The organism is Bradyrhizobium sp. USDA 4474, assembly GCF_054057515.1.
Window position 1 is genome coordinate 3,753,097 of record NZ_JBSRZJ010000002.1, and the last position, 19,500, is coordinate 3,772,596.

Below are 19,500 nucleotides of genomic sequence, written 5' to 3' on the forward strand. Positions count from 1 at the left end.
GCGGCAGGCTGTCAGCAGCGTTGATGGTTCGATCGCGGTCGAAGTGATTTTCGGAAGTCGGGTTGTTACATGATGCTCGTCATGAACAGGCGAGCGTGAAGGCGCTCGCGGGGGAAAAGAAGGACAAAGCGCAAATGCTCGACAATCCCCGCTCCACCACGTCGATCGACGAATCCTCGCTCCGTTACGAAGGCTGGCGCATCGTCGCCGTTTGCTTCCTGCTCGCGACCTTCGGCTGGGGCCTCGGCTTCTACGGCCAGAGCGTCTATGTCGCCGAGCTCCAGCGCGCACGGGGCTGGCCGGCCTCGCTGGTCTCGTCCGGCACGACGTTCTTCTATCTGTTCGGCGCGCTGCTGGTGGTCTTCGTCGGCGAAGCCGTCCGGAAATATGGTCCAAAACTGTGCCTGATATCAGGCACGGTGGCGATGGCGGCAGCTGGCGTCGCGATCGGCGCGGTGCGCGAGCCCTGGCAGCTCTATCTCGCGGATGCCGTGCTCGCCTTCGGCTGGGCGGGCACCAGTCTCGCCATGATCACCAACACGATCAGCCTGTGGTTCGATCAGAAGCGCGGCATGGCGATCAGCCTGGCGTTGAACGGCGCCAGTTTCGGCGGCATCGTCGGCGTGCCGCTGCTGGTGAACATGATCGGCCATGTCGGGTTTGCCAACGCGATGTACGCGGCCGCGGGCGCCATGCTGGTGCTGCTGGTGCCGGTGATCCTGATGGTCGTGGGCCGCCCGCCCGATCTTCATGGCTGGCATGGGGCGACGAAAGCAAAGCCGCAATCATCGGCGCAGATCCGCGGCAATGCACTGCGTGACGTCGGCTTCCTCACGGTGACGATTGCCTTCGCGCTGGTGCTGTTCGCGCAGGTCGGCTTCATCGTGCACTTGATCGCGTTCCTCGATCCCGTGATCGGCCGTGAGCGCGCCGCCGCAGCGGTTGCGGTGCTCACCGCGATGGCGGTGATCGGCCGGGTGCTGTTCTCGATGGTGATCGACCGCCTCAACCAGCGGCTTGCTTCCGCCCTGTCATTCCTGAGCCAGGCCGCCGCGCTGTGCGTGGTCATCAACCTGCACAATGACTATGTGCTGATCGCGGCCTGCGCGGTGTTCGGCTTCTCGGTCGGCAATCTCATCACCTTGCCGTCGCTGATCGTGCAGCAGGAGTTCGATTCTGCCTCGTTCGGCGTGCTGATCAGCCTCAACACGGCGATCAACCAGGTGACCTATGCGTTCGGCCCCGGTGTCGTCGGGGCCTTGCGGGATTGGTCCGGGAGCTACGCGTTGCCGTTCTATCTCTGCATCGCGCTGGAGGTGGCCGCGGCGGCGCTGATCATGGTGCGGGGGAAGTCGCGGTCAAGGGCTGCGTAGGGACGCAGCGATGTCTCCACGCACTCCGTCATTGCGAGGAGCTCGCGACAAAATTGCGAAGCAATTTTGCGCTGAAGCGACGAAGCAATCCAGACTGTTTCCGCGGAGACGGCCTGGATTGCTTCGCTTCGCTCGCAATGACGGGGAGAGAGTGGAGTTTACGTCTCCCGCTGTCTCAGCAACGCCTCCACATCCAGCCGCTTCGTGAACATCGCGAGCTTCCCATCCGGCCCGAGCGGCCATTGCTCCCGCGGCTTGTCCCAATACAGCTCCACGCCGTTCTGGTCCGGATCGCGCAGATAAAGCGCTTCGCTGACGCCGTGGTCGCTGGCGCCATCCAGCGCAATGCCGGCCGAGAGCACGCGATGCAGCGCATCCCCGAGCGCCGGCCGGGTCGGATAGAGGATCGCGGTGTGAAACAGCCCGGTCGTGCCTGGCGGCGGCGGCGAGCCGCCCTTGCTCTCCCAGGTGTTGAGCCCGATGTGGTGATGATAGCCCCCGGCCGAGATGAAGGCCGCGCCGGAGCCCATCCGCTGCATCAGCTCGAAGCCGAGTACGCCGCAATAGAAGCCGAGCGCGCGATCGAGATCGGCGACCTTGAGGTGGACGTGGCCGATCCTCGTGCCGGCGGCGACGGCTTTGTTGTCCGACATGGTGGTGCTCCCTGATGAACTCCACATAAGGCGGGCTCCGGGGCAGCGCCACTGGCTGATCCCGAAACCCAGCGTTTCCTGATGCGCAATTGCGCATCGGGGCCGGAGCTACGAAAGCTCCGGCACCTCGCCTTCGGGCAGCTCGAACTCAAAAGCATTCAGCGTCATCGACACCATGGTGTAATAGCCGCACAGGCCGATCACCTCGACCACGCCGCGCTCGCTCAGCAATGCAACGGCTGCGTCATAGAGGCCCTTCTCGACGCCGTGCCCCTCGTGCAGCGACTTCGCGAGATCGTAGATCATCTTCCCCTTGGGATCGTCAAACTCGGGCGTGCGGCGATCGCGGATCGCATCGATGATTTCAGCCTCCATGCCGGCCGCGAGCGCGAGGCGCTTATGCGCATACCATTCGTAATGCGCGGTCCAGTGCCGCGCCGTGACCAGGATCGCGATCTCCGACAGCTTTGCCGGAAACATCGTGTCATAGCGCAGCACCTCGCCGAGTCTCGTGGCGTGACGGGCCATGTCGGGGCTGTTGAGCCAGGCCATCATCGGCGCCGGTGGCTTGCCGCGTTTGCCGGCAATCGACTCCTCATAGGTCTGCCGCTGGCTCTCACTCATTTCGCCAGGCGAAAGAAGTTTCAGGCGCATTGTCGTTTCCTCTTTGTTTTCAAGCGCCACTATAGCTGAATGCGGGCTGCGGAAGAGGTTGAATTCCACGGTGCGATGGCCCAGAGTCGCGCCCAACAAATCCGATCTGACTGATGGAAACGACCATGAGCGAGACTGAAGCCGCCGATCTCGAACAATTCCGCAAGGAGACGCGGGCTTGGCTGGAAGCCAATTGCCCGCCGGAAATGCGCAAGCCCGCCACTGCGGACACCGATGTGTTCTGGGGCGGGCGCAACGCAAAATTCTCCTCCGAGCCGCAGCGCATCTGGTTCGAGCGGATGCGCGACAAGGGCTGGACTGTGCCTGATTGGCCCAGGGAATATGGCGGTGGTGGTCTCAGCCCCGCCGAGCACAAGGTGCTGCGTTCCGAGATGGCCAGGATCGGCGCGCGTCCGCCGCTGTCGAGTTTCGGCATCTGGATGCTCGGGCCGGCGCTGTTGAAATACGGCAACGAGGCGCAGAAGAAAGAGCATCTGCCAAAAATCGCGGCGGGCCTAATCCGCTGGTGCCAGGGATATTCCGAGCCGAACGCCGGCTCCGATCTGGCCTCGCTGCAGACCCGCGCCGAAAGCGACGGCGACGATTTCGTCATCACGGGCTCGAAAATCTGGACCTCCTACGCCAACTACGCCGACTGGATCTTCTGCCTCGTCCGCACCGATCCCACGGCGAAGAAGCACGACGGCATCAGCTTCATCCTGTTCGACATGACCTCGAAGGGCGTCACCACCAAGCCGATCCTGCTGATCTCAGGCTATTCGCCGTTCTGCGAAACCTTCTTCGACGGCGTCCGCGTGCCGAAATCGCATGTGGTCGGCACCGTCAACCGCGGTTGGGACGTCGCCAAATATCTGCTGCAGCACGAGCGCGCGATGATTTCAGGCATGGGCGAACGTGGCGTCGGCCGTCCGCTCGGTCAGATCGCCGCGGATTCCGTCGGCTCCGATGCGCTGGGGCGGCTCGACGATTCCATGCTGCGCGGCCAGATCGCGACGTTTGACGTCGATGAAGCCGCGCTCGCGGCTTGCGCCGAGCGTGCAGTCGATCTCGCCAAGGCGGGGCAGGCGCATCCGGCGTTCTCCTCGGCGATGAAATATTACGGCACGGAGCTCAACAAGCGCCGCTATGAGATCCTGATGTCGGCCGGCGGCGTCGATGCGCTGGAATGGGAGAGCGAGCGCTCGCGGCAGGGCGCCCGCCCGCGCGCCTGGCTGCGCACCAAGGCCAACTCGATCGAGGGCGGCACGTCCGAGGTCATGCTCGGCATCGTCGCCAAGCGCATCCTGGATTTGCCGGGGGCGTAAGCCACGCTCTCACCACACCTCGTTCCGGGGCGCGCAATGCGCGAGCCCGGAATCCATACTCCCGATCGTGGTTATGGATTCCGGGCCTGGCCCTTCGGGCCATCCCGGAATGACGGAGAATGTCTAGATTTCGAATCGGAAACACACCCATGGCCCTCGTCCTCACCGAAGAACAATCGATGCTCCGCGACAGCGCGCGCGGGCTGATCAGCGACAAGGCGCCGGTGTCGCACCTGCGCAGCTTGCGCGATTCCAAAGATCCCACCGGCTTCTCGAAGGAGCTGTGGCATTCCTTCGCCGAGATGGGCTTTGCCGGCTTGCTCGTGCCGGAAGAATTCGGTGGCAGCGGTCTCGGCTTCATGGAGGCCGGAATCATCATGGAGGAGATCGGCCGCACCCTGATGCCGTCACCCTTCCTCGCCACCTCGGTGGTCGCGGCCTCGGCCCTGAACCGCGGCGGCAATGCCGCGCAGAAGTCGGAATATCTGCCGAAGGTTTCCAACGGCTCGCTGCTCGCGACGCTTGCGATCGACGAAGGCGCCAAGCATCGCCCGCTGCAGACGAACTTGCAGGCCGTGCGGGCCGGCAACGGTTTCAAGCTGTCCGGTGCCAAGGCGCTGGTGGTTGACGGCCACGTCGCCGATCTCTTCATCGTTGCCGCGCGCACGGCCGGATCGGCCGGCGAGCGCGACGGGTTGACCCTGTTCCTGGTCAATCCGAAAGCCAAGGGTGTGTCGGTCGAGCGCACCATCATGGTCGACGCGCACAATGCGGCGCGGATCGAGCTCGCCAATGTCGAGGTCAACGCCGACAGCGTTCTCGGCGAAGTCGATCAGGGCGCCGCCCTGCTTGACGGCATGCTCGACATCGGCCGCGGTGCGCTCGCCGCTGAGATGGTGGGGTTGAGCGATGAGGTGTTCAACCGCACCGTCGAGTACCTCAAGAACAGAAAGCAGTTCGGCAAGCTGATCGGCGAATTCCAGGCGCTGCAGCACCGCGCTGCGCAGCTCTACATCGACATCGAGATCACCCGCGCCGCGACCATGAAGGCGCTGCAGGCGTTGGACGCCGATGTCGCCAAGGCCGCTTCAGCCGTCGCGGTGGCAAAAGCCCGCGCCGGCACCACCGCCACCCGCGCGGTGCAGGAAGGCGTGCAGATGCACGGCGGCATGGGCATGACCGACCAGTTCGACATCGGCTTCTTCATGAAGCGCGCGCGGGTCTGCGAGGAGCTGTTCGGCGACGCGAACTACCACACCGAGCAGCTGGCGCGGGCGCGGGGGTATTGAGGCAAACGGAGGCGCGAGGTGCGCGCCTCATCTCCGGTGTCGTCGCCCGCGCAGGCGGGCGATCCAGTACGCCGCGGCGCCTCGACATACGATTGACGTCTCGGAATACTGCATCGCCCGGTCAAGCCGGGCGATGCCATGGAATGTGTGGAAGGCGCTTGCCCCGCGTCGTCATTGCGAGCGGAGCGAAGCAATCCAGAATCTTCCGCGTGGGCAGTCCGGGTGATTCGTCGCTTCGCTCCTCGCACTGACGGCCGATAGACTGCCCTACCGCATCGGCGGCGCATACTGCACACCACCGGCATTCCAGAGCTGGTTCATGCCGCGCGGGATCTTCAGCAGCGACTTCTCGCCGATATTGCGCTCGTACATCTCGCCGTAATTGCCGACGTGGCGGATGATGCGCACGGCCCAGTCCTTGGTGAGGCCGAGCTCTTCGCCGTAATTGCCCTCGGTGCCGACCAGTCGCATCACTTCCGGCTTCTTCGACTTCAGCGCTTCGTCGATATTCTGCGAGGTGACGCCGAGCTCTTCGGCGTTGATCATCGCGTAAAGCGTCCACTTCACGATCATCATCCAGTCGTCGTCGCGCTGGCGCACCACGGGGGCGAGCGGCTCCTTGGAGATCATGTCGGGCAGGATCATGTGGTCACCGGGCTTGGACATGTTCAGCCTGAGCGCATAGAGCTGGGACACGTCGGCGGTGAGCGTGTCGCACTTGCCGGTGTCGTAGGCCTTCACCACGTCGTCAAGCTTGTCGAACTTCATCAGCTCATACTTCATGTTGTTGGCCTTGAAGTAGTCGGCGAGGTTGAGCAACGTCGTGGTGCCTGATTGCACGCAGACCTTGCTGTCGGCGAGATCGAGCGACGTCTCCTTGTTGCGCGACCGCGGCACCATGAAGCCTTCGCCATCGTAATAGGCGACAGCAGGGAAGTAGAGGTCGTAGTCGAGCTCGCGCGACATGCTCCACGTCGAGTTGCGCGACAGGATGTCGACCTTGCGGCTCTGCAATTCCTTGAAGCGCTCGCTGGCGTCGAGCGGAACGAACTTGGCCTTGCTCGGATCGTCGAAGATGGCGGAGGCCACGGCGCGGCAGAAATCGACGTCGAAGCCGGTCCAGTTGCCCTTGTCGTCGGGAATCGAGAAGCCCGGCAGGCCCTTGTTGACGCCGCACAGCACTTCGCCGCGACGCACCGTGCGCTTCAGCGTGCGGGTGTCATAGAATTCGTAAGTGATGGCCAAGGCGGCGACCAGCACGGCGACCGCGAGCCCGATCAGCAGGCCGCCTCGAAATGTGCGCATCATGTTGCTCTCTCGAAAAGAACGGGAAGAAAAAAGGAAGGTGTCGCGAAGGCGGGAAGCATGATCCGGAGCATATCATGCTGGGATGACAGGCTCAGAGCTCAGGCTTCTGCCGGATGACCACCTTGGTGCCAACAGGGACCCGATCGTAGAGATCGGCGACGTCATTGTTGACCAGACGGAAGCAGCCCGAGGATACCTTGGTGCCGATCGTGTCAGGACGGTTGGTGCCATGGATGCGGTAGACCGTGGTGCCCAGATACATGGCGCGGGCGCCGAGCGGATTGCCGGGGCCGCCGGCCATGAAGCGCGGCAGATAGGGCTGGCGTTGGATCATCTCCGGCGGCGGCGTCCAGTCCGGCCATTCCTTCTTGTTGGTGATCTGCACCAGGCCCTGCCACTGGAAGCCGTCGCGGCCGACGCCGATGCCGTAGCGGATCGCGCGCCCGCCGGGCTGCACCAGATAGAGGTGACGCTCGGAGGTCGAGATGATGATGGTGCCCGGCGCTTCGGTGGTGCGGTAGTAGACGACCTGCTTCTGCCATTCCGGATCGAGCTGGTAGCTGTCATCGGCGATCAGGCCGGGCTCGTCGCCCCGGTCAGGCTGCTGGGCGAACGCGTGCGATGCGGACAGGATCAGCCCCATCGCAACCAACCAGGTCCCCGTCAGGCGACGAAAATCCGTCATGTCATAGCTCTCCCCGCTGCCACGGCGCAAATCGATAGGAACCATCTGAACTCAGGGGCAGCTTCGTGGCAAGTTCAAGGCGCGCCCGGTTGGTATGTCATGAGAATGCTTTGGTTTTTTGACGTGAATCAACGCCATGAACAGGCTGGGCTGGCGCGAAAAGCCAAGGCTGGGCTCGGTGCGCGCCCCTCTCCCGCTGCGGGAGAGGGTTGGGGAGAGGGTGTCTCCTCCAGGGAGACTCCCCAAGAGGATAGAACCCTCACCGGCGTCGCTTCGCTCCGCGACCTCTCCCGCAAGCGGGAGAGACTCAGACCGAGCCAGCGGTGAGGTCGACGTCGCCAAAGGCTAGATCTGACTTGCCTCCGCCCCGACCCCGAGCCGCCGGACGATCTCGGCACCCACGGCGCGGGCCTCGTTGCGCGAGCCGATACGGGGACTGCGAAAGCGCTTTCCGGACAGCGACCGGATCACCACGATGCAGTGCTCGTCCTCGGACCGGCCGCGGCGCTCGACCGTGATCGCCTTTACCTGGGGGCCTTCGATCCGGTCCACGCGCGGCTGGCCGTTGCCCCAGAGGCGTTCGACCTGAATGTCGCCCTCGCGGATGATCCAGAGCGCCCCGGTCAAGAGATTGGCAAATCGGTAGACGCCGAACGCCGCGACCACGCCGAGCGGCAGCAGCATGTAGTCGATCCATTGGGGCTGCAAGCCGCGCCAGAGCTTGTAAGCATAGGGTGCGACGCTCAGCGCGACGACGATCAAGGCAGCGATCCCGATGTCTCGCTGCGAAAACGGCTCGACGGGATCGCCGAGACGCATTTCGGGATTGCTGGCGTCGAGCGGATTGACCGGCGCCTCGACATCATGAACGTCGAACTGAGCGGCAATCCGCGTGACCGTGTCACGAACATGGGTGACGTCGGAGAGGGGTGGGGAGATCAGGCGTTCGCCCGAGGCCAGGGTGAAGGCCAGCTGGAAGCGGGCTTTTGCGGCTTTGCTGCCGGCAACCCGTAGTCCGAGGATGTCGTCCTTCCCGACGATTCTGGTCTGGAGCGTCCCGAACGGACGCTGCCGTCCGATCAGGATCTCATCCGGCGTGATGATCCACACCACCGCCGGCATCAGCATGACCACGCCAACGAAGGCGGCGCCTGCCAGCAGGGCGACCAGGGAGATCGTCACTTCGAGGATGTCGTGCGTGAACAGGCCGGGCGTGAAGCAGAGCGCGACCGCCGCTGCAGAGCCGGCCACGACCAGCCGCTGCGCGATCGAGGAGCCTTCGCGAAGGCGGATGTCGTTGCTGATGGTCGCGTCGTCCATTGCGGCGGCTGTTTTCGAGGTTCGCGAAACTCCACGGACGGGTCCGTGGAGTCAAGCACAACGCCGCCGGGGGCGGCATCAACTCTCGGCGTTCAGCAGCTTGGCGACCGTGCGGTCGATCTCGTCGTAGCGGCCTTCGCCCGCGTGCTGGAACACGATCCTGCCGGTCTGGTCGATGACGTATTGCGCCGGCCAATATTGGTTGTTGTAGGCGTTCCAGGTTTTGGAATCATTGTCCTGCGCCACCGGATAGGTGATGCCGTGGCGCTTCAGCGCGGCCTGCACATTGGAGGCGGAGCGTTCGAACGGGAATTCCGGCGTGTGCACGCCGACCACGACGAGGCCCTTGTCCTTGTACTTGGCGTAGAGATCGGTGACGTGCGGCAGCGTATTGACGCAATTGACGCAGCCATAGGTCCAGAAATCGACCAGCACGACCTTGCCGCGGAGATCGGCGATGTTGAGCGGCTTCGAGTTGAACCAGTTGCTGATGCCGGTGAAATCAGGCGCGGTCGCAGTCTGGTTTGCCGCCGCGACCTTGACCGGCGCCGCTTGCGTGGCCTCGTCGCAGATGCCGGGAATCACCGCACCGGCGACGGCGATGCCGATCAACGCGGCGCCCACAGTGAGCAGCTTGAAGGTCATGGACTTGTTCTCCGTTGAGAGGGGAGGGATCACAGGCCGATCTGGCCGGTGGGGTAGAAGCCGGTGAGCCACGCCACGATCAGCGTGTCGTACTGGAAGTAGGCGGCGAGCGCGAAGGCGATCACGACCACCCCAAAGCCCTGCTGCAGCCGCGGCGAGACGCGGGCGAGGCTGCGCACGCGCGTGGTCGCGGCCTGCCCGCCATAGGCGATCGCCAGCATCGGAACTGCCGCGCCGATCGCATAGGCGACCAGCAGCGTGCCGGCCCAGGCCAGATTCTTCGACGTCGCGACCAGCGTCAGGATCGAGCCGAGCACGGGGCCGGCGCAGGGCGTCCAGACCAGGCCGAGCGTGGTGCCGAGCATGAGGCCGCCGAGCGCGCCCTCGCGCTGCACGCCGCTCGTCGTGCCGAGATTGAGCCAGCCATTGAGCCGGATCGACAGCCATTCGAACGGCGCCGGCCACAGCATCAACAGGCCGAAGCCGAGCAGCAGGACGGCAGCCGCCTCGCGCAGCACATTCGGATCGAAATCGAAGATTCGCGTCAGCGCGCCAAGCAGCAGCGCGACCGCGGAGAAGGAAACGACGAAGCCGAGCGCGATCATCGCCGGCCGCAACTGCGAGCTTCGCCCGATCGAGGCGCCGAGCAGGATCGGCAGCATCGGCAGCGTGCACGGCGCGGCAATGGTGAGGATGCCGGCAAGGATAGCGAAGAGAAGCTCGATCATGGGGCACTCGCGAATGAGGTCACGAGGGCAGTTCGGGATGGAGGTCCCGGTCGTTACGCGCCGTCACGCGGTCGTGACGGGGAGGGCCACCTCAAACATGAAACGACCCGGAAGGGGGGCATCCCGTCCGGGTCGCTGGAGGTCTTGGGAGGCTTAACGAAACCGTATGCGAGCTTTATAGGGTGGATGTTTTTCCGCCTGATGTTGTGCTTTGTTTCATTTGTTTCGTCGGCGGTAACTTTTGGTGCCTCGGGACAGGCCGCCAGTTACGCCCCATCCCATTGAAATCATTAGACTTAAGCCGCGAAACGGTCGACCCCGCAACCCTTAAGCAGATCGGCGAGTTGCTTGCGGGCGTAGAACATCCGGGTCTTCACCGTGCTCTGGGGGATGCCGATGATCTGCCCGACCTCCTCCACCGATTTCTCGTGGTAGTAGATCAGAGTTATGATCTCGCGATGTGCGGGTGACAATTTCTGCACGCAGGCGCGCAGGATCGCGCTGGTATCGCTGCGGTCGAGCGACGCCTCGGGCGTATCCGATCCATCCGGAATCTCGCGTACGTCTTCCTGGTCGATGTCCTCGAAGCGGCGCTGGCGCATCGCGGTCAGGGCCTTGAAGCGGGCGATCGAGAGCAGCCAGGTCGAGACCTGCGAGCGGCCCTGGAACTGGCCGGCGGTCCTCCACACGTCCAGGAAGACCTGGCTGACCAGGTCTTCCGCGGTGGTGGCGTCACGCACGATGCGCAGGATGAACCGATAGACCCGCACATTGTGCCGGCAATAAAGGATGTGCATCGACGTCCGGTTGCCGTCGGCAATGCTCTCCAGAAGCATGTCGTCCGAAGTCGCCTGAGCGGCAATGATGCTCTGATTGGCCTGGGCGTTGATGGCGATGACGTTCGGCATGACTTGGCTCCCCGGTGCGCCGCAACCGAGCGGCGTTTCCTTGGATCAAAGTGTTAATGAGCCAAGGTTTCGGGACGTCTGCACGACAAGAGGAAAATGGTTTCGTGCGCGGCCAAATTGTTTCGTCACTCACGCCGCGACGAAACATTCGGACCAAAAAGGCGTGTGATTTCAATGTGTGGATATTACGGTGTCGCTGATTTGGACTGGGCGGAACCGATTTCCGGGGCTTGCGTTTGGTCGCGCCGAACACCACCGCGCGTGGGCGACGCGCTTTACGTCTTCTCGCCCGCGGGTGAGAACAGATAGCCGCCGCCGCGGATGGTGCGGATCACGGCGGGCTTGGTGGGGTCGGGCTCGATCTTGCGGCGGATGCGCATGATGCGCAGGTCCACGGCGCGGTCGAAGGCTTCGGCGTCGCGCGCATTGGCCAATTCGAGGAGGCGCTCGCGCGACAGCACGCGCTTCGGATTGGCGGCGAACACTTTCAGCAGCCCGAATTCGGACGCGGTCAGCGGATGCTCGTTGCCCTCGTCGTCGCGCAGCGCCTGGGCTTCGAGGTCGAGCCATTTGGTGCCGAAGCGTACCAATTGATCCTTGTCGGATTTCGCTGGCCCGGCGTCGCTGGCTGCTGATTTCGCCGGCGTGCTCCGGCGCAGCACCGAGCGGATTCGCGCCATCAACTCGCGCAGCTCGCAGGGCTTTGCGACGTAATCGTCGGCGCCGAGCTCGAGGCCGACCACGCGGTCGATCGGGCTCGCGGTCGCCGTGAGCATGATGACGGGGACGTTGATGCGGCTCTTGAGGTCGCGGATGATCGAGAGACCGTCTTCCTCGGGCATGTTGAGGTCGAGCACGACGAGATCGGGCATGCTGCCGTCGATCGCGGCGCGCAAGCTCTTGCCTCCGTCGCACAGCGTCACGGTGAAGCCGTGCATCTTGAGGTAATCACCGACCATCTCGCGGGCGGGGGCCTCATCGTCGACGATCATGATGTGCTGGCTTTGTGTCATGTCACTTCAGATTCTTGCAGATCTCAGGACGCAAATCACGGCATCTCGGTCGCGGGCAGGGTGATGGTGAAGGTCGAGCCCTTGCCCGGACCGTCGCTCTCGGCGGTTACCTCGCCGCCGTGCATGTCGATAATACGCTTGACGATGGACAACCCAAGCCCGGTCGAGCTCTCACCTGCCGTCGGTTTTGCGGATAGCCGCTGAAACCGGCCGAACAGCCGGCCGAGGTCTTCGGGCGAGAGGCCGGCGCCCTCGTCGTTGACGCGGATGATGGTGTCGCTGCCCTCATGGCTGACCACGACGCCGATCTTGCCTGAAATCGGCGAGTATTTGATGGCGTTGCTGATGAGGTTGTCGATCGCCTCGCGGATGCGGTCGGTGTCGCACATGGTGACGATATTGGCCGGCGCGGTGACGCTGATCGTCTGCTGCTTGTTGACCGCGAGCGGCTGGTTGGCCTCGGCGACCTCCTTCACCAGGGCCGCGACGTCGACCGGCTCGCGGCGGATGGTGATGTCGAAGGCATCGGCCATCGCATCCGAGATCAGATGGTCGACCATCGTGGTCAGGCGCTTGGTGGCGTCGCGGATGTGGTCGACCTGGGCGACCACCCCCGAAGACGAGGCGCCGGTCGAGATCAGCTCCTTCAGCATCTCGGTGCGACCGAGAATGACGCCGAGCGGGTTCTTCAAATCGTGCGCGACGGTGCCCAGGATCTCGTTCTTGAAGCCGTTGGCGCGCTGCAGCCGCAACCATTGCGCCGAGAGACGGCGGTTGGCCTGCATCAGCGCGCGGGTGCGTTGGGCGACGCGGTCTTCCAGCTGCGCGTTGGCGGCCTGGAGCTGCTGGTAGAGGATGACGTTGTCGAACGCGATCGAGAGCCTGGAGGAGAATATCTCGACCAGCGAGCGGTCGGTCTCGGACAGATCGCGCTCCGACTGCAGCAGCACCACGACCTCGCGGCCGGATCCGGTGCGCAAATAGATCACGCTGCGGTGGTCGGCGAATTCGTTCTTGCGGCGCTGGAACGCGTCCTCCACCAGCTGGCGCAAATCCGGGTCGAGCGCCTTCGAGGAGGTGGTGCCGATGAAGCGGCTGTAACAGCCGCTGCCCGCGAGCACCGAGAGTTCAGGGTCGACGCCGCCATTGTCGCGCAAAACCAGTATGCCCGCGCAATCGACGTTGAGCAGCGAGGCGAGCTGGGTCAGCACGCCCTCCGCGAGCCGCTGCATCGACTTGAAGTCGTACAGCGTCGAGGCCGCGTCGATGATGATCTCGAGCCCGCGCCGCGTCTGCACCATGCGCTCGAGCTGCTGGTAGGAGCGCAGCGCCGCGGTCAGCGAGGTGAACAGCTTGTCGGCGGTGAGCTCGGTCTTGGCCTTGTAGTCGTTGATGTCGTACTGCACGATCACGCGCCGCTCCGGCGCCTGGCCGGGCTGGCCGGTGCGCAGGATGATGCGCACGGTCTCGTTCTTGAGCACGTTGCGGATGTATTCGACCAGCTCGAGGCCTGCGACGTCGGTCTCCATGATGACGTCGAGCAGCACCGCGGCGATGTCGCTGTGCTCGGCCATCAGCTTGCGGCCTTCCGCCGCGGAATGGGCGGAGAGGATCTCCAGGCTCTGGCCGTTCAGGCTGTAATCGGACAGCGCAAAGCGGGTGCCGTCATGCACGGCCGGATCGTCGTCGATGACCGCGATCTTCCATTTCCGGGCGTCCATATCCTCCGGCGCGGTACCGGTGTCGTCGATCAGGTGGAGGACATCGTCCTGTTCGGCCATTGAGAAGTCCCGTCAGTTTCTGTGTTTTGCGCGCCGCCCTTGGCGATCCGCGGCATGATAATGCGAAAAGTAGTGCCTTGTCCCAGCTTGGATTCCAGCATCATCCGTCCGCCGAGCTGCTGGGTGACGAGGTTATAGACGATATGCAGGCCCAGTCCCGTGCCACCTTCATTGCGCCTCGTGGTAAAGAATGGGTCAAAGGCCTGGCGCTGCACGTCAGGGGTCATGCCGGCCCCGTCGTCGGCGAAGCTGATCTCGATATCGTCGGTGCCGCGGGGGCGGGCGGAGACCGTGATGGTGCCGGCGCGGCCGTCGGCAAAGGCATGGTTGGCGGCGTTGAGGAACAGATTGGTGAGGATCTGGCCATAGGAGCCGGGGTAGCCGTCGAGCAACAGCCCCTCGGGCACGTCGACATCGAGCGTGATCGGCGAGCGCTTGAGCACCGGGCGCAGGCTCGCGATGATCTGGTCGGTGGCTTCGCTCAGCGAGAATTGCCGCCGCTCGGCGTGGGAGCGGTCGACCGCGACCTGCTTGAACGACTGGATCAGCTCGCCGGCGCGCGTGAGGTTGGCGACGAGCTGCTGCGAGGCATCGCGCGAGGATTGCACGAACTCCTCGAGCTGCGAGCGGCGAAGCCCGCCGTCGCCCCTGAGCTGGGCCTCGAAGATCTCGCTGCGCCTCGCAAAACTCGAGGCGACCGTCAGGCTGATGCCGATTGGGTTGTTGACCTCGTGCGCGACGCCGGCGACGAGGCCGCCGAGTGCTGCGAGCCGTTCGGCATCGATCAGGTTCTGCTGTGCGGCATTGAGCTCGAGCAGCGCGCTCTCGGCCTTTTCCTTCGAGGCCCGCAGCTCGTCCTCGGTCTGCCGTTTCGCGATCGCGTTCTCGCGGAACACCTCCACCGCGCGCGCCATCGCGCCGACCTCGTCGCGTGCCTTGGTGCCCTGCACCTCCCGGCCGAGATCGCCGAGCGCGATCGCGCGCATCGCCGCCATGATCTGCTGCAGCGGCAGCCGGATCGACAGCGCGATCAGCACGCCGGCGCTGAGGATGATGCCGAGAAAGATCACCGCGATCGACAGCACGCGCCGTGAAATGTCGGCGAGCGTACGATCAAACGTCTCCTGCGCCTTCTGCTCGCGCTGGCGCATCTTGGTCGAGAGATCGTCGATGGCGCCGATCGCCTCGGCCTGGCTGGCATCGATGGTGTTGCGCAGCAAGTCGGTGCGGTTGGTCAATTGCTCGCTGAGCCTTGCGAAGCCCTGGCGCAGCGCCGTCGTGCGGGTCGAAAGCTTCTGCAGCGCCATCTTCTGGAGATCGTTGTCGGCCAGATCGATCATGACGGGAATGGTCTTCTCGATCGTCTCGGTGTTGCGCCGCGCTTCCTCGGCCGCACCCGGCGACAGCGACAAATAATAGGAATTGGCTGCGACCAGCATCGCCGTGAAGGCCTCGCGCGACTTGCCCAGCGAGGGCCAGATCAGCGCATCGCGATGGCCGGTGGCGCCCTCGATGATGGAGTAAAGACCCGCCATGTCCCTGGCCGGCCCCTGCACCTGCTCTTCATAGGTCTTGGCGATGGTGGCCTGCACGGTGCGCAGCTCGCCGAAGCCGTTGAGGAAGCGGTCGGTGGTGCGCTCCAGCTCCTCGACCGAGCCTGACAGCATCGGGTCCTTGGCGGCGCGGTCCGTCAGCGTGCCGAGCACGGCCTCGCGCAGCAGCAGGATCTCGGCGAACAGCTCCGGGCTCGGCTGGTTGATGTAGCGGTGGATCAGGTTCTGCAGCCGTCCGGTCTCGCTTTCGAGCAGCGCCAGGACCCGGTCCGATTGGCGCACCTGGCGCACGTCATCCCAGGCCGAGCCCAGCACCTGCGCGCCGTTCCAGATCATTGCCACCAGCACGATCACGACGGCCGAGTTCAGCGCCGCGATGGAGAGGATGCGCCAGCGGATCGGCACCGCGCGCAGCACGCCGACGAGCCGGGCTCGCAGCCGTCCGATCGGGCCGGGCGGCCGCTCTGCGCTCTCGCTGGTGCCGGGCGCGATCAAGCGGCCTCACTCCACCTTGCGAATGCGTTCGAGCAGCGCGGCCGTGGCGGGGTCCTGCGCGGCCTTGGCGTATACGGGCGCCATCGCGTCCTCGAACGGCTTGCGGTCGATCGTCTTGATCACGGTGATGCCGGCGGCCTCGGCCCTGCGCTGCGATCGCTCCTCGAGGTCGCGCCATTTCTCGCGCATGAACAGGCTCGAGCGCGCCGCGGCCTCCCTGAAAATCGTCTGGTCTTCGGCCGACAGGCTGCGCCAGGCCTTGAGCGAGATCACCAGCACCTCCGGGCTCATCGTATGCTCGGTGAGGGTGTAGTAGCCGGCATATTTGTAATGGTCCGTGGTCACGAAGGACGGCCAGTTGTTTTCGGCGCCGTCGATCAGGTGGGTCGCGAGCCCCGTCAGCACCTGGCCGTAGGGCAATTCGACCGGCTCGGCGCCGAGCGAGCGGATCATCTGGCTCATCAACTCCGATTGCTGCACCCGGATCCGCAATCCCTTGAGATCGGCGATGCTCTTGACCGGACGGACGCTGTTGTAGATCGAGCGTGCCCCGGAATCGTAAAAGGCGAGCCCGACGAAGCCATAAGGTTCGAAGCTGTCGAGGATCTCCCTGCCGATCGGACCGTCCAGCACCTTCTGCATGTGCTCGATGGACCGGAACAGGAACGGCATGGCGAGCACGTTCATCGCCGGGACGAAGTTGCCGATCAGCGCCACGTTGGTACGGTTGAGATCGATCGCACCGGCGCGGGTCTGCTCGATGGTCTCCTTCTCCTCGCCGAGCTGGCGGGAGTGAAACACCTTGATCTCGTGCCGGCCGCCGGTGCGCTCAGAGATCAGGACGCTCATGTAGCGTAGAGCCTGGACGGTCGGGTAATCCTCGGTCTGGGTATCGGCGGCGCGGAATTCGCGCGCAGCAGCATCCGTCGCGCACACGCCCATCGCGAACGTGGCGAGCAGAAATGCGACGAAGATCACCCCGGTCCGTGTGGGTTCGGCACGGTTTAACACTGGCACACTCAACCCCTCGGAGATGGAGTCTATGGCGAGACCGAATGGTTCAATGCAATCTAGCAGATGGTAAAGAGAAGGCCATCCCGCCGGGCTATTGTGCAGCGCGACGGGCTCTTCTTCCCGGTTGAAACGACCTGTGCCGCGCCTTAAGCAGGGTTTGGTCGCCTTTTGCTGCTTGATCCGGGAAAAGCCATCGTGACTTCAGCATTGCGTCTATCGCAGGTCGCCGCCGCCATCATGGCCCTCGCATGGAGCTGCGAGGCGCGCGCCAAAACCGATATCGCCTGGTGGCATGCGATGTCGGGCGAGCTCGGCAAGCAGGTCGAGAAGCTCGCCTCCGACTTCAATGCCTCGCAGTCGGATTATCGCGTCCTGCCTGCTTACAAGGGCAATTACACCGAGACGGTGACGGCCGCGATCTTCGCCTTCCGCTCGCGCAGCCAGCCCGCGATCGTCCAGGTCAACGAGGTCGCCACCGCGACGATGACCGCCGCCAAGGGGGCGATCTACCCGGTGTACAGCATGATGCGGGACATGGGCGAGCCGTTCTCGATCGACGATTACCTTCCGGCGGTCTCCGGCTACTACAGCGATGCTTCGGGCAATCTGTTGTCCTTGCCGTTCAACTCGTCGACGCCGATCCTCTATTACAACAAGACCATGTTTCGCGATGCCGGGCTCGATCCGGAGACGCCGCCGAAAACCTGGCCCGAACTCGGCGCCGTTGCAAGGCGCCTGCGCGAGCACGGCGCTGTCTGCGGGTTCACCACGTCGTGGCCATCGTGGATTCATGTCGAGAATTTTTCGGCGTTTCACAATCTGCCGCTTGCGACCCGGGCCAACGGCTTTGCGGGCCTTGATGCCGAGCTGACCATCAACAATCCGGCCGTGGTCAAGCACATTGCCCAGCTCGCCGAATGGCAGAAGACAAAGCTGTTCGACTATGGCGGCCGCGGCCAGGCCGCCGAGCCGCGCTTCCAGAACGGCGAATGCGGCATCTTCATCGGATCCTCGGCGACGCGCGCCGATATCAAGGCGAATTCGAAATTCGAGATCGGCTACGGCATGATGCCGTATTGGCCCGACGTGAAGGGCGCGCCGCAGAACTCCATCATCGGCGGCGCCACGCTGTGGGTGCTGCGCGACCGGCCGCGCGAGGAATACAAGGGCGTGGCGCGATTCTTCGCGTATCTGTCGCAGCCCGGCGTGCAGGCCGCCTGGCATCAGAACACCGGCTATTTGCCGATCACCCGCGCCGCCTTCGAGGTGACCCGCGCACAGGGCTTCTACGAGCGTAATCCGGGCTCGGCGATCTCGTTCGAGGAGATCACGCTGCATCCGCCGACGGAGAATTCGAAGGGCATCCGGCTCGGCTCCTTCAACCTGATCCGCGGCACGATCGAAGAGGAGCTGGAGCAGGCCTTCTCCGGCCAGAAGAGCGCGCAGGCCGCCCTCGATGCCGCGGTCGAACGCGGCAACAAGCTGCTGCGCCAGTTCGAGCGCGCCAGCCCGGAGCAGTAGGAATTTCAGATTGGGCCCCTCCGTCGCCGCAGATAAGGTGCGCCCCCTCTCCCGCTTGCGGGGGAGGGCTGGGCTGGGCGTCTCTCCGGTTGCGAGAACCCCCCAGTGGAAAGAGCCCTCACCCGCGCCTTCGGCGCGACCTCTCCCGCAAGCGGGAGAAGTGCATCGTCTGCTTGGTTTGCACCGATGACCATCGCGCCATCGCAAAACTTGCCGGCCTTCGCCGACACGCTGGCCTTTCGCACCTGGCGCTCCGGCCCCCAGCAATGGTTGCCGATCGCCCTCGACATCGCTCGTAGCCACGGCCTGGATACCAGCGCGCCGCACGTGTTCTCGACCGGCACCAATCTCGTGGTCGGACTCAACGACAAACTGATCCTGAAGATCTTCCCGCCGCTATTGCGCGCGCAATTCGTCGCCGAGCGCGGCTCGCTGACGCAGCTCGCGGGCCGGCTTCATTTGCCGATCCCCGAGATCGTCGCAGACGGTGAGCGCGACGGCTGGCCCTATCTGATCATCACGCGGTTGGCAGGCACGCTCGGCTCGGAGGCCTGGCCCTCATTGCCGGAGGCGCAGAAGGAGCGCGTGCTGGGACAGATCGGCGAGACCATCGCCGCCGTGCAGCGCGTGCCGCTCGGCCCGATCGCCGAGATCGAGCCGCGCTGGGATGCGTTCATGCGCGCGCAGATGCGGGGCTGCAGGGCGCGGCACAGGCGTCTTGGCCTCGCGCCGAAATTCCTTGAAGGCCTCGACGATCTCCTGCGCGACGCCGCGACGTTGATCCCGATGGACGCCCCGCCGGTGATCCTGATCGGCGAATACATTCCCGAGAATTTTCTGCTCGCCTGCGATGGCGGCAACTGGTCGCTTGCCGGCCTGTTCGACTTCGGCGACGTCCGGGCCGGCTGGCGCGACTACGATCTGCTCGGCCCCAGCGCCTTCATGGCGGCGGGCCGGCCGGGCAGGGTGCGCAGCCTGCTCGAAGGCTTCGGCTATCCCAATCCCGATTTCGCGCTGAAGCGGCGCCTGATGGCTCTGATGCTGCTGCACCAGGCCAGCGACCTCAACAGCCACATCTGCATCGAGGGCTGGCAGCAGCAGGCGAACGATCTGATCGAGCTGCAGGAGCTGATCTGGGCGTGATGGCGTGCTGCGCCTCCCAAATAGGCCAAATCGAGATTGGCCTACTATTTGAGCAAATACGTATCTTTGTATGCAATGCGCGCAGCTCGAGC

At 64.4% G+C, this 19,500-nt stretch carries 17 protein-coding genes; 5 read left to right on the plus strand and 12 right to left on the minus strand.

Features of this window, described 5'->3' with window-relative positions; all coding sequences use genetic code 11:
* Positions 1 to 134 precede the first annotated feature (134 nt).
* Positions 135 to 1,373: an MFS transporter gene (locus tag ACVW16_RS19575; protein WP_456700780.1), complete on the plus strand. Its 1,239-nt coding sequence runs from the start codon at positions 135 to 137 to the stop codon at positions 1,371 to 1,373.
* A gap of 158 nt (positions 1,374 to 1,531) precedes the next feature.
* On the opposite strand, the gene ACVW16_RS19580 is transcribed toward ACVW16_RS19575, so the two are convergent.
* Complete coding sequence (locus ACVW16_RS19580; RefSeq protein ID WP_456802391.1) at positions 1,532 to 2,026, minus strand: VOC family protein; 495 nt, start codon at positions 2,024 to 2,026, stop codon at positions 1,532 to 1,534.
* A gap of 108 nt (positions 2,027 to 2,134) precedes the next feature.
* A complete protein-coding gene (locus ACVW16_RS19585; protein ID WP_456736612.1) occupies positions 2,135 to 2,680 on the minus strand; it encodes a carboxymuconolactone decarboxylase family protein in 546 nt (181 codons plus the stop codon).
* Positions 2,681 to 2,805: 125 nt separating this feature from the next.
* Here ACVW16_RS19585 and ACVW16_RS19590 point away from each other — a divergent pair, with 125 nt between their 5' ends.
* On the plus strand, positions 2,806 to 4,005 hold the full coding sequence (locus ACVW16_RS19590) for an acyl-CoA dehydrogenase family protein (protein WP_456700783.1): 1,200 nt from the start codon (positions 2,806 to 2,808) through the stop codon (positions 4,003 to 4,005).
* Positions 4,006 to 4,154: 149 nt separating this feature from the next.
* Positions 4,155 to 5,294 (plus strand): acyl-CoA dehydrogenase family protein, encoded by a 1,140-nt coding sequence (locus ACVW16_RS19595; RefSeq protein WP_456700784.1) that lies wholly within the window; start codon positions 4,155 to 4,157, stop codon positions 5,292 to 5,294.
* Positions 5,295 to 5,561: 267 nt separating this feature from the next.
* Here the strand turns inward: ACVW16_RS19595 and ACVW16_RS19600 are convergent, their stop codons facing one another.
* The 10 genes from ACVW16_RS19600 to ACVW16_RS19645 form a co-directional block, all read right to left on the minus strand.
* Positions 5,562 to 6,599, minus strand: a complete 1,038-nt coding sequence (locus ACVW16_RS19600; RefSeq protein WP_456705131.1) for an amino acid ABC transporter substrate-binding protein — start codon at positions 6,597 to 6,599, stop codon at positions 5,562 to 5,564.
* Positions 6,600 to 6,693: 94 nt separating this feature from the next.
* The gene (locus tag ACVW16_RS19605; RefSeq protein WP_456700785.1) at positions 6,694 to 7,287 is read right to left on the minus strand and encodes a L,D-transpeptidase; all 594 of its coding nucleotides are present in this window, start codon (positions 7,285 to 7,287) and stop codon (positions 6,694 to 6,696) included.
* Positions 7,288 to 7,632: 345 nt separating this feature from the next.
* A complete protein-coding gene (locus ACVW16_RS19610) occupies positions 7,633 to 8,607 on the minus strand; it encodes a hypothetical protein (protein ID WP_456736611.1) in 975 nt (324 codons plus the stop codon).
* Between the two features lie 78 nt (positions 8,608 to 8,685).
* Positions 8,686 to 9,252: a redoxin family protein gene (locus ACVW16_RS19615; RefSeq protein ID WP_456736610.1), complete on the minus strand. Its 567-nt coding sequence runs from the start codon at positions 9,250 to 9,252 to the stop codon at positions 8,686 to 8,688.
* A 29-nt stretch (positions 9,253 to 9,281) separates the two neighbouring features.
* Positions 9,282 to 9,980 carry a cytochrome c biogenesis CcdA family protein gene (locus tag ACVW16_RS19620; RefSeq protein ID WP_456736609.1) on the minus strand — a complete coding sequence of 233 codons (699 nt, stop codon included), beginning with the start codon at positions 9,978 to 9,980 and terminating at the stop codon, positions 9,282 to 9,284.
* A gap of 296 nt (positions 9,981 to 10,276) precedes the next feature.
* Positions 10,277 to 10,888 carry a sigma-70 family RNA polymerase sigma factor gene (locus ACVW16_RS19625; protein WP_456700789.1) on the minus strand — a complete coding sequence of 204 codons (612 nt, stop codon included), beginning with the start codon at positions 10,886 to 10,888 and terminating at the stop codon, positions 10,277 to 10,279.
* Between the two features lie 275 nt (positions 10,889 to 11,163).
* Entirely contained in the window at positions 11,164 to 11,901 is a 738-nt protein-coding gene (locus ACVW16_RS19630; protein ID WP_456700790.1) for a response regulator, read from the minus strand.
* Positions 11,902 to 11,936: 35 nt separating this feature from the next.
* The gene (locus ACVW16_RS19635) at positions 11,937 to 13,682 is read right to left on the minus strand and encodes an ATP-binding response regulator (RefSeq protein WP_456736608.1); all 1,746 of its coding nucleotides are present in this window, start codon (positions 13,680 to 13,682) and stop codon (positions 11,937 to 11,939) included.
* Positions 13,652 to 15,682 carry an ATP-binding protein gene (locus ACVW16_RS19640; RefSeq protein WP_456738252.1) on the minus strand — a complete coding sequence of 677 codons (2,031 nt, stop codon included), beginning with the start codon at positions 15,680 to 15,682 and terminating at the stop codon, positions 13,652 to 13,654. The genes ACVW16_RS19635 and ACVW16_RS19640 overlap by 31 nt, the downstream gene beginning before the upstream one ends.
* Before the next feature lie 54 nt (positions 15,683 to 15,736).
* Positions 15,737 to 16,747: a TRAP transporter substrate-binding protein gene (locus ACVW16_RS19645; RefSeq protein ID WP_456739003.1), complete on the minus strand. Its 1,011-nt coding sequence runs from the start codon at positions 16,745 to 16,747 to the stop codon at positions 15,737 to 15,739.
* 204 nt (positions 16,748 to 16,951) lie between these two features.
* On the opposite strand from ACVW16_RS19645, the gene ugpB reads away from it, so the two are divergent.
* On the plus strand, positions 16,952 to 18,265 hold the full coding sequence (ugpB, locus tag ACVW16_RS19650; protein WP_456738251.1) for a sn-glycerol-3-phosphate ABC transporter substrate-binding protein UgpB: 1,314 nt from the start codon (positions 16,952 to 16,954) through the stop codon (positions 18,263 to 18,265).
* 186 nt (positions 18,266 to 18,451) lie between these two features.
* Positions 18,452 to 19,408 (plus strand): aminoglycoside phosphotransferase family protein, encoded by a 957-nt coding sequence (locus tag ACVW16_RS19655; RefSeq protein WP_456736607.1) that lies wholly within the window; start codon positions 18,452 to 18,454, stop codon positions 19,406 to 19,408.
* Positions 19,409 to 19,500: the final 92 nt, after the last annotated feature.

What these genes read in the sequence shown, in the direction of transcription:
- ACVW16_RS19575 (WP_456700780.1), top strand. Translation starts at nt 135, where the DNA reads ATGCTCGACAATCCCCGCTCCACCACGTCGATCGACGAATCCTCGCTC.
- ACVW16_RS19580 (WP_456802391.1), bottom strand. Translation starts at nt 2,026, where the DNA reads ATGTCGGACAACAAAGCCGTCGCCGCCGGCACGAGGATCGGCCACGTC.
- ACVW16_RS19585 (WP_456736612.1), bottom strand. Translation starts at nt 2,680, where the DNA reads ATGCGCCTGAAACTTCTTTCGCCTGGCGAAATGAGTGAGAGCCAGCGG.
- ACVW16_RS19590 (WP_456700783.1), top strand. Translation starts at nt 2,806, where the DNA reads ATGAGCGAGACTGAAGCCGCCGATCTCGAACAATTCCGCAAGGAGACG.
- ACVW16_RS19595 (WP_456700784.1), top strand. Translation starts at nt 4,155, where the DNA reads ATGGCCCTCGTCCTCACCGAAGAACAATCGATGCTCCGCGACAGCGCG.
- ACVW16_RS19600 (WP_456705131.1), bottom strand. Translation starts at nt 6,599, where the DNA reads ATGCGCACATTTCGAGGCGGCCTGCTGATCGGGCTCGCGGTCGCCGTG.
- ACVW16_RS19605 (WP_456700785.1), bottom strand. Translation starts at nt 7,287, where the DNA reads ATGACGGATTTTCGTCGCCTGACGGGGACCTGGTTGGTTGCGATGGGG.
- ACVW16_RS19610 (WP_456736611.1), bottom strand. Translation starts at nt 8,607, where the DNA reads ATGGACGACGCGACCATCAGCAACGACATCCGCCTTCGCGAAGGCTCC.
- ACVW16_RS19615 (WP_456736610.1), bottom strand. Translation starts at nt 9,252, where the DNA reads ATGACCTTCAAGCTGCTCACTGTGGGCGCCGCGTTGATCGGCATCGCC.
- ACVW16_RS19620 (WP_456736609.1), bottom strand. Translation starts at nt 9,980, where the DNA reads ATGATCGAGCTTCTCTTCGCTATCCTTGCCGGCATCCTCACCATTGCC.
- ACVW16_RS19625 (WP_456700789.1), bottom strand. Translation starts at nt 10,888, where the DNA reads ATGCCGAACGTCATCGCCATCAACGCCCAGGCCAATCAGAGCATCATT.
- ACVW16_RS19630 (WP_456700790.1), bottom strand. Translation starts at nt 11,901, where the DNA reads ATGACACAAAGCCAGCACATCATGATCGTCGACGATGAGGCCCCCGCC.
- ACVW16_RS19635 (WP_456736608.1), bottom strand. Translation starts at nt 13,682, where the DNA reads ATGGCCGAACAGGACGATGTCCTCCACCTGATCGACGACACCGGTACC.
- ACVW16_RS19655 (WP_456736607.1), top strand. Translation starts at nt 18,452, where the DNA reads ATGACCATCGCGCCATCGCAAAACTTGCCGGCCTTCGCCGACACGCTG.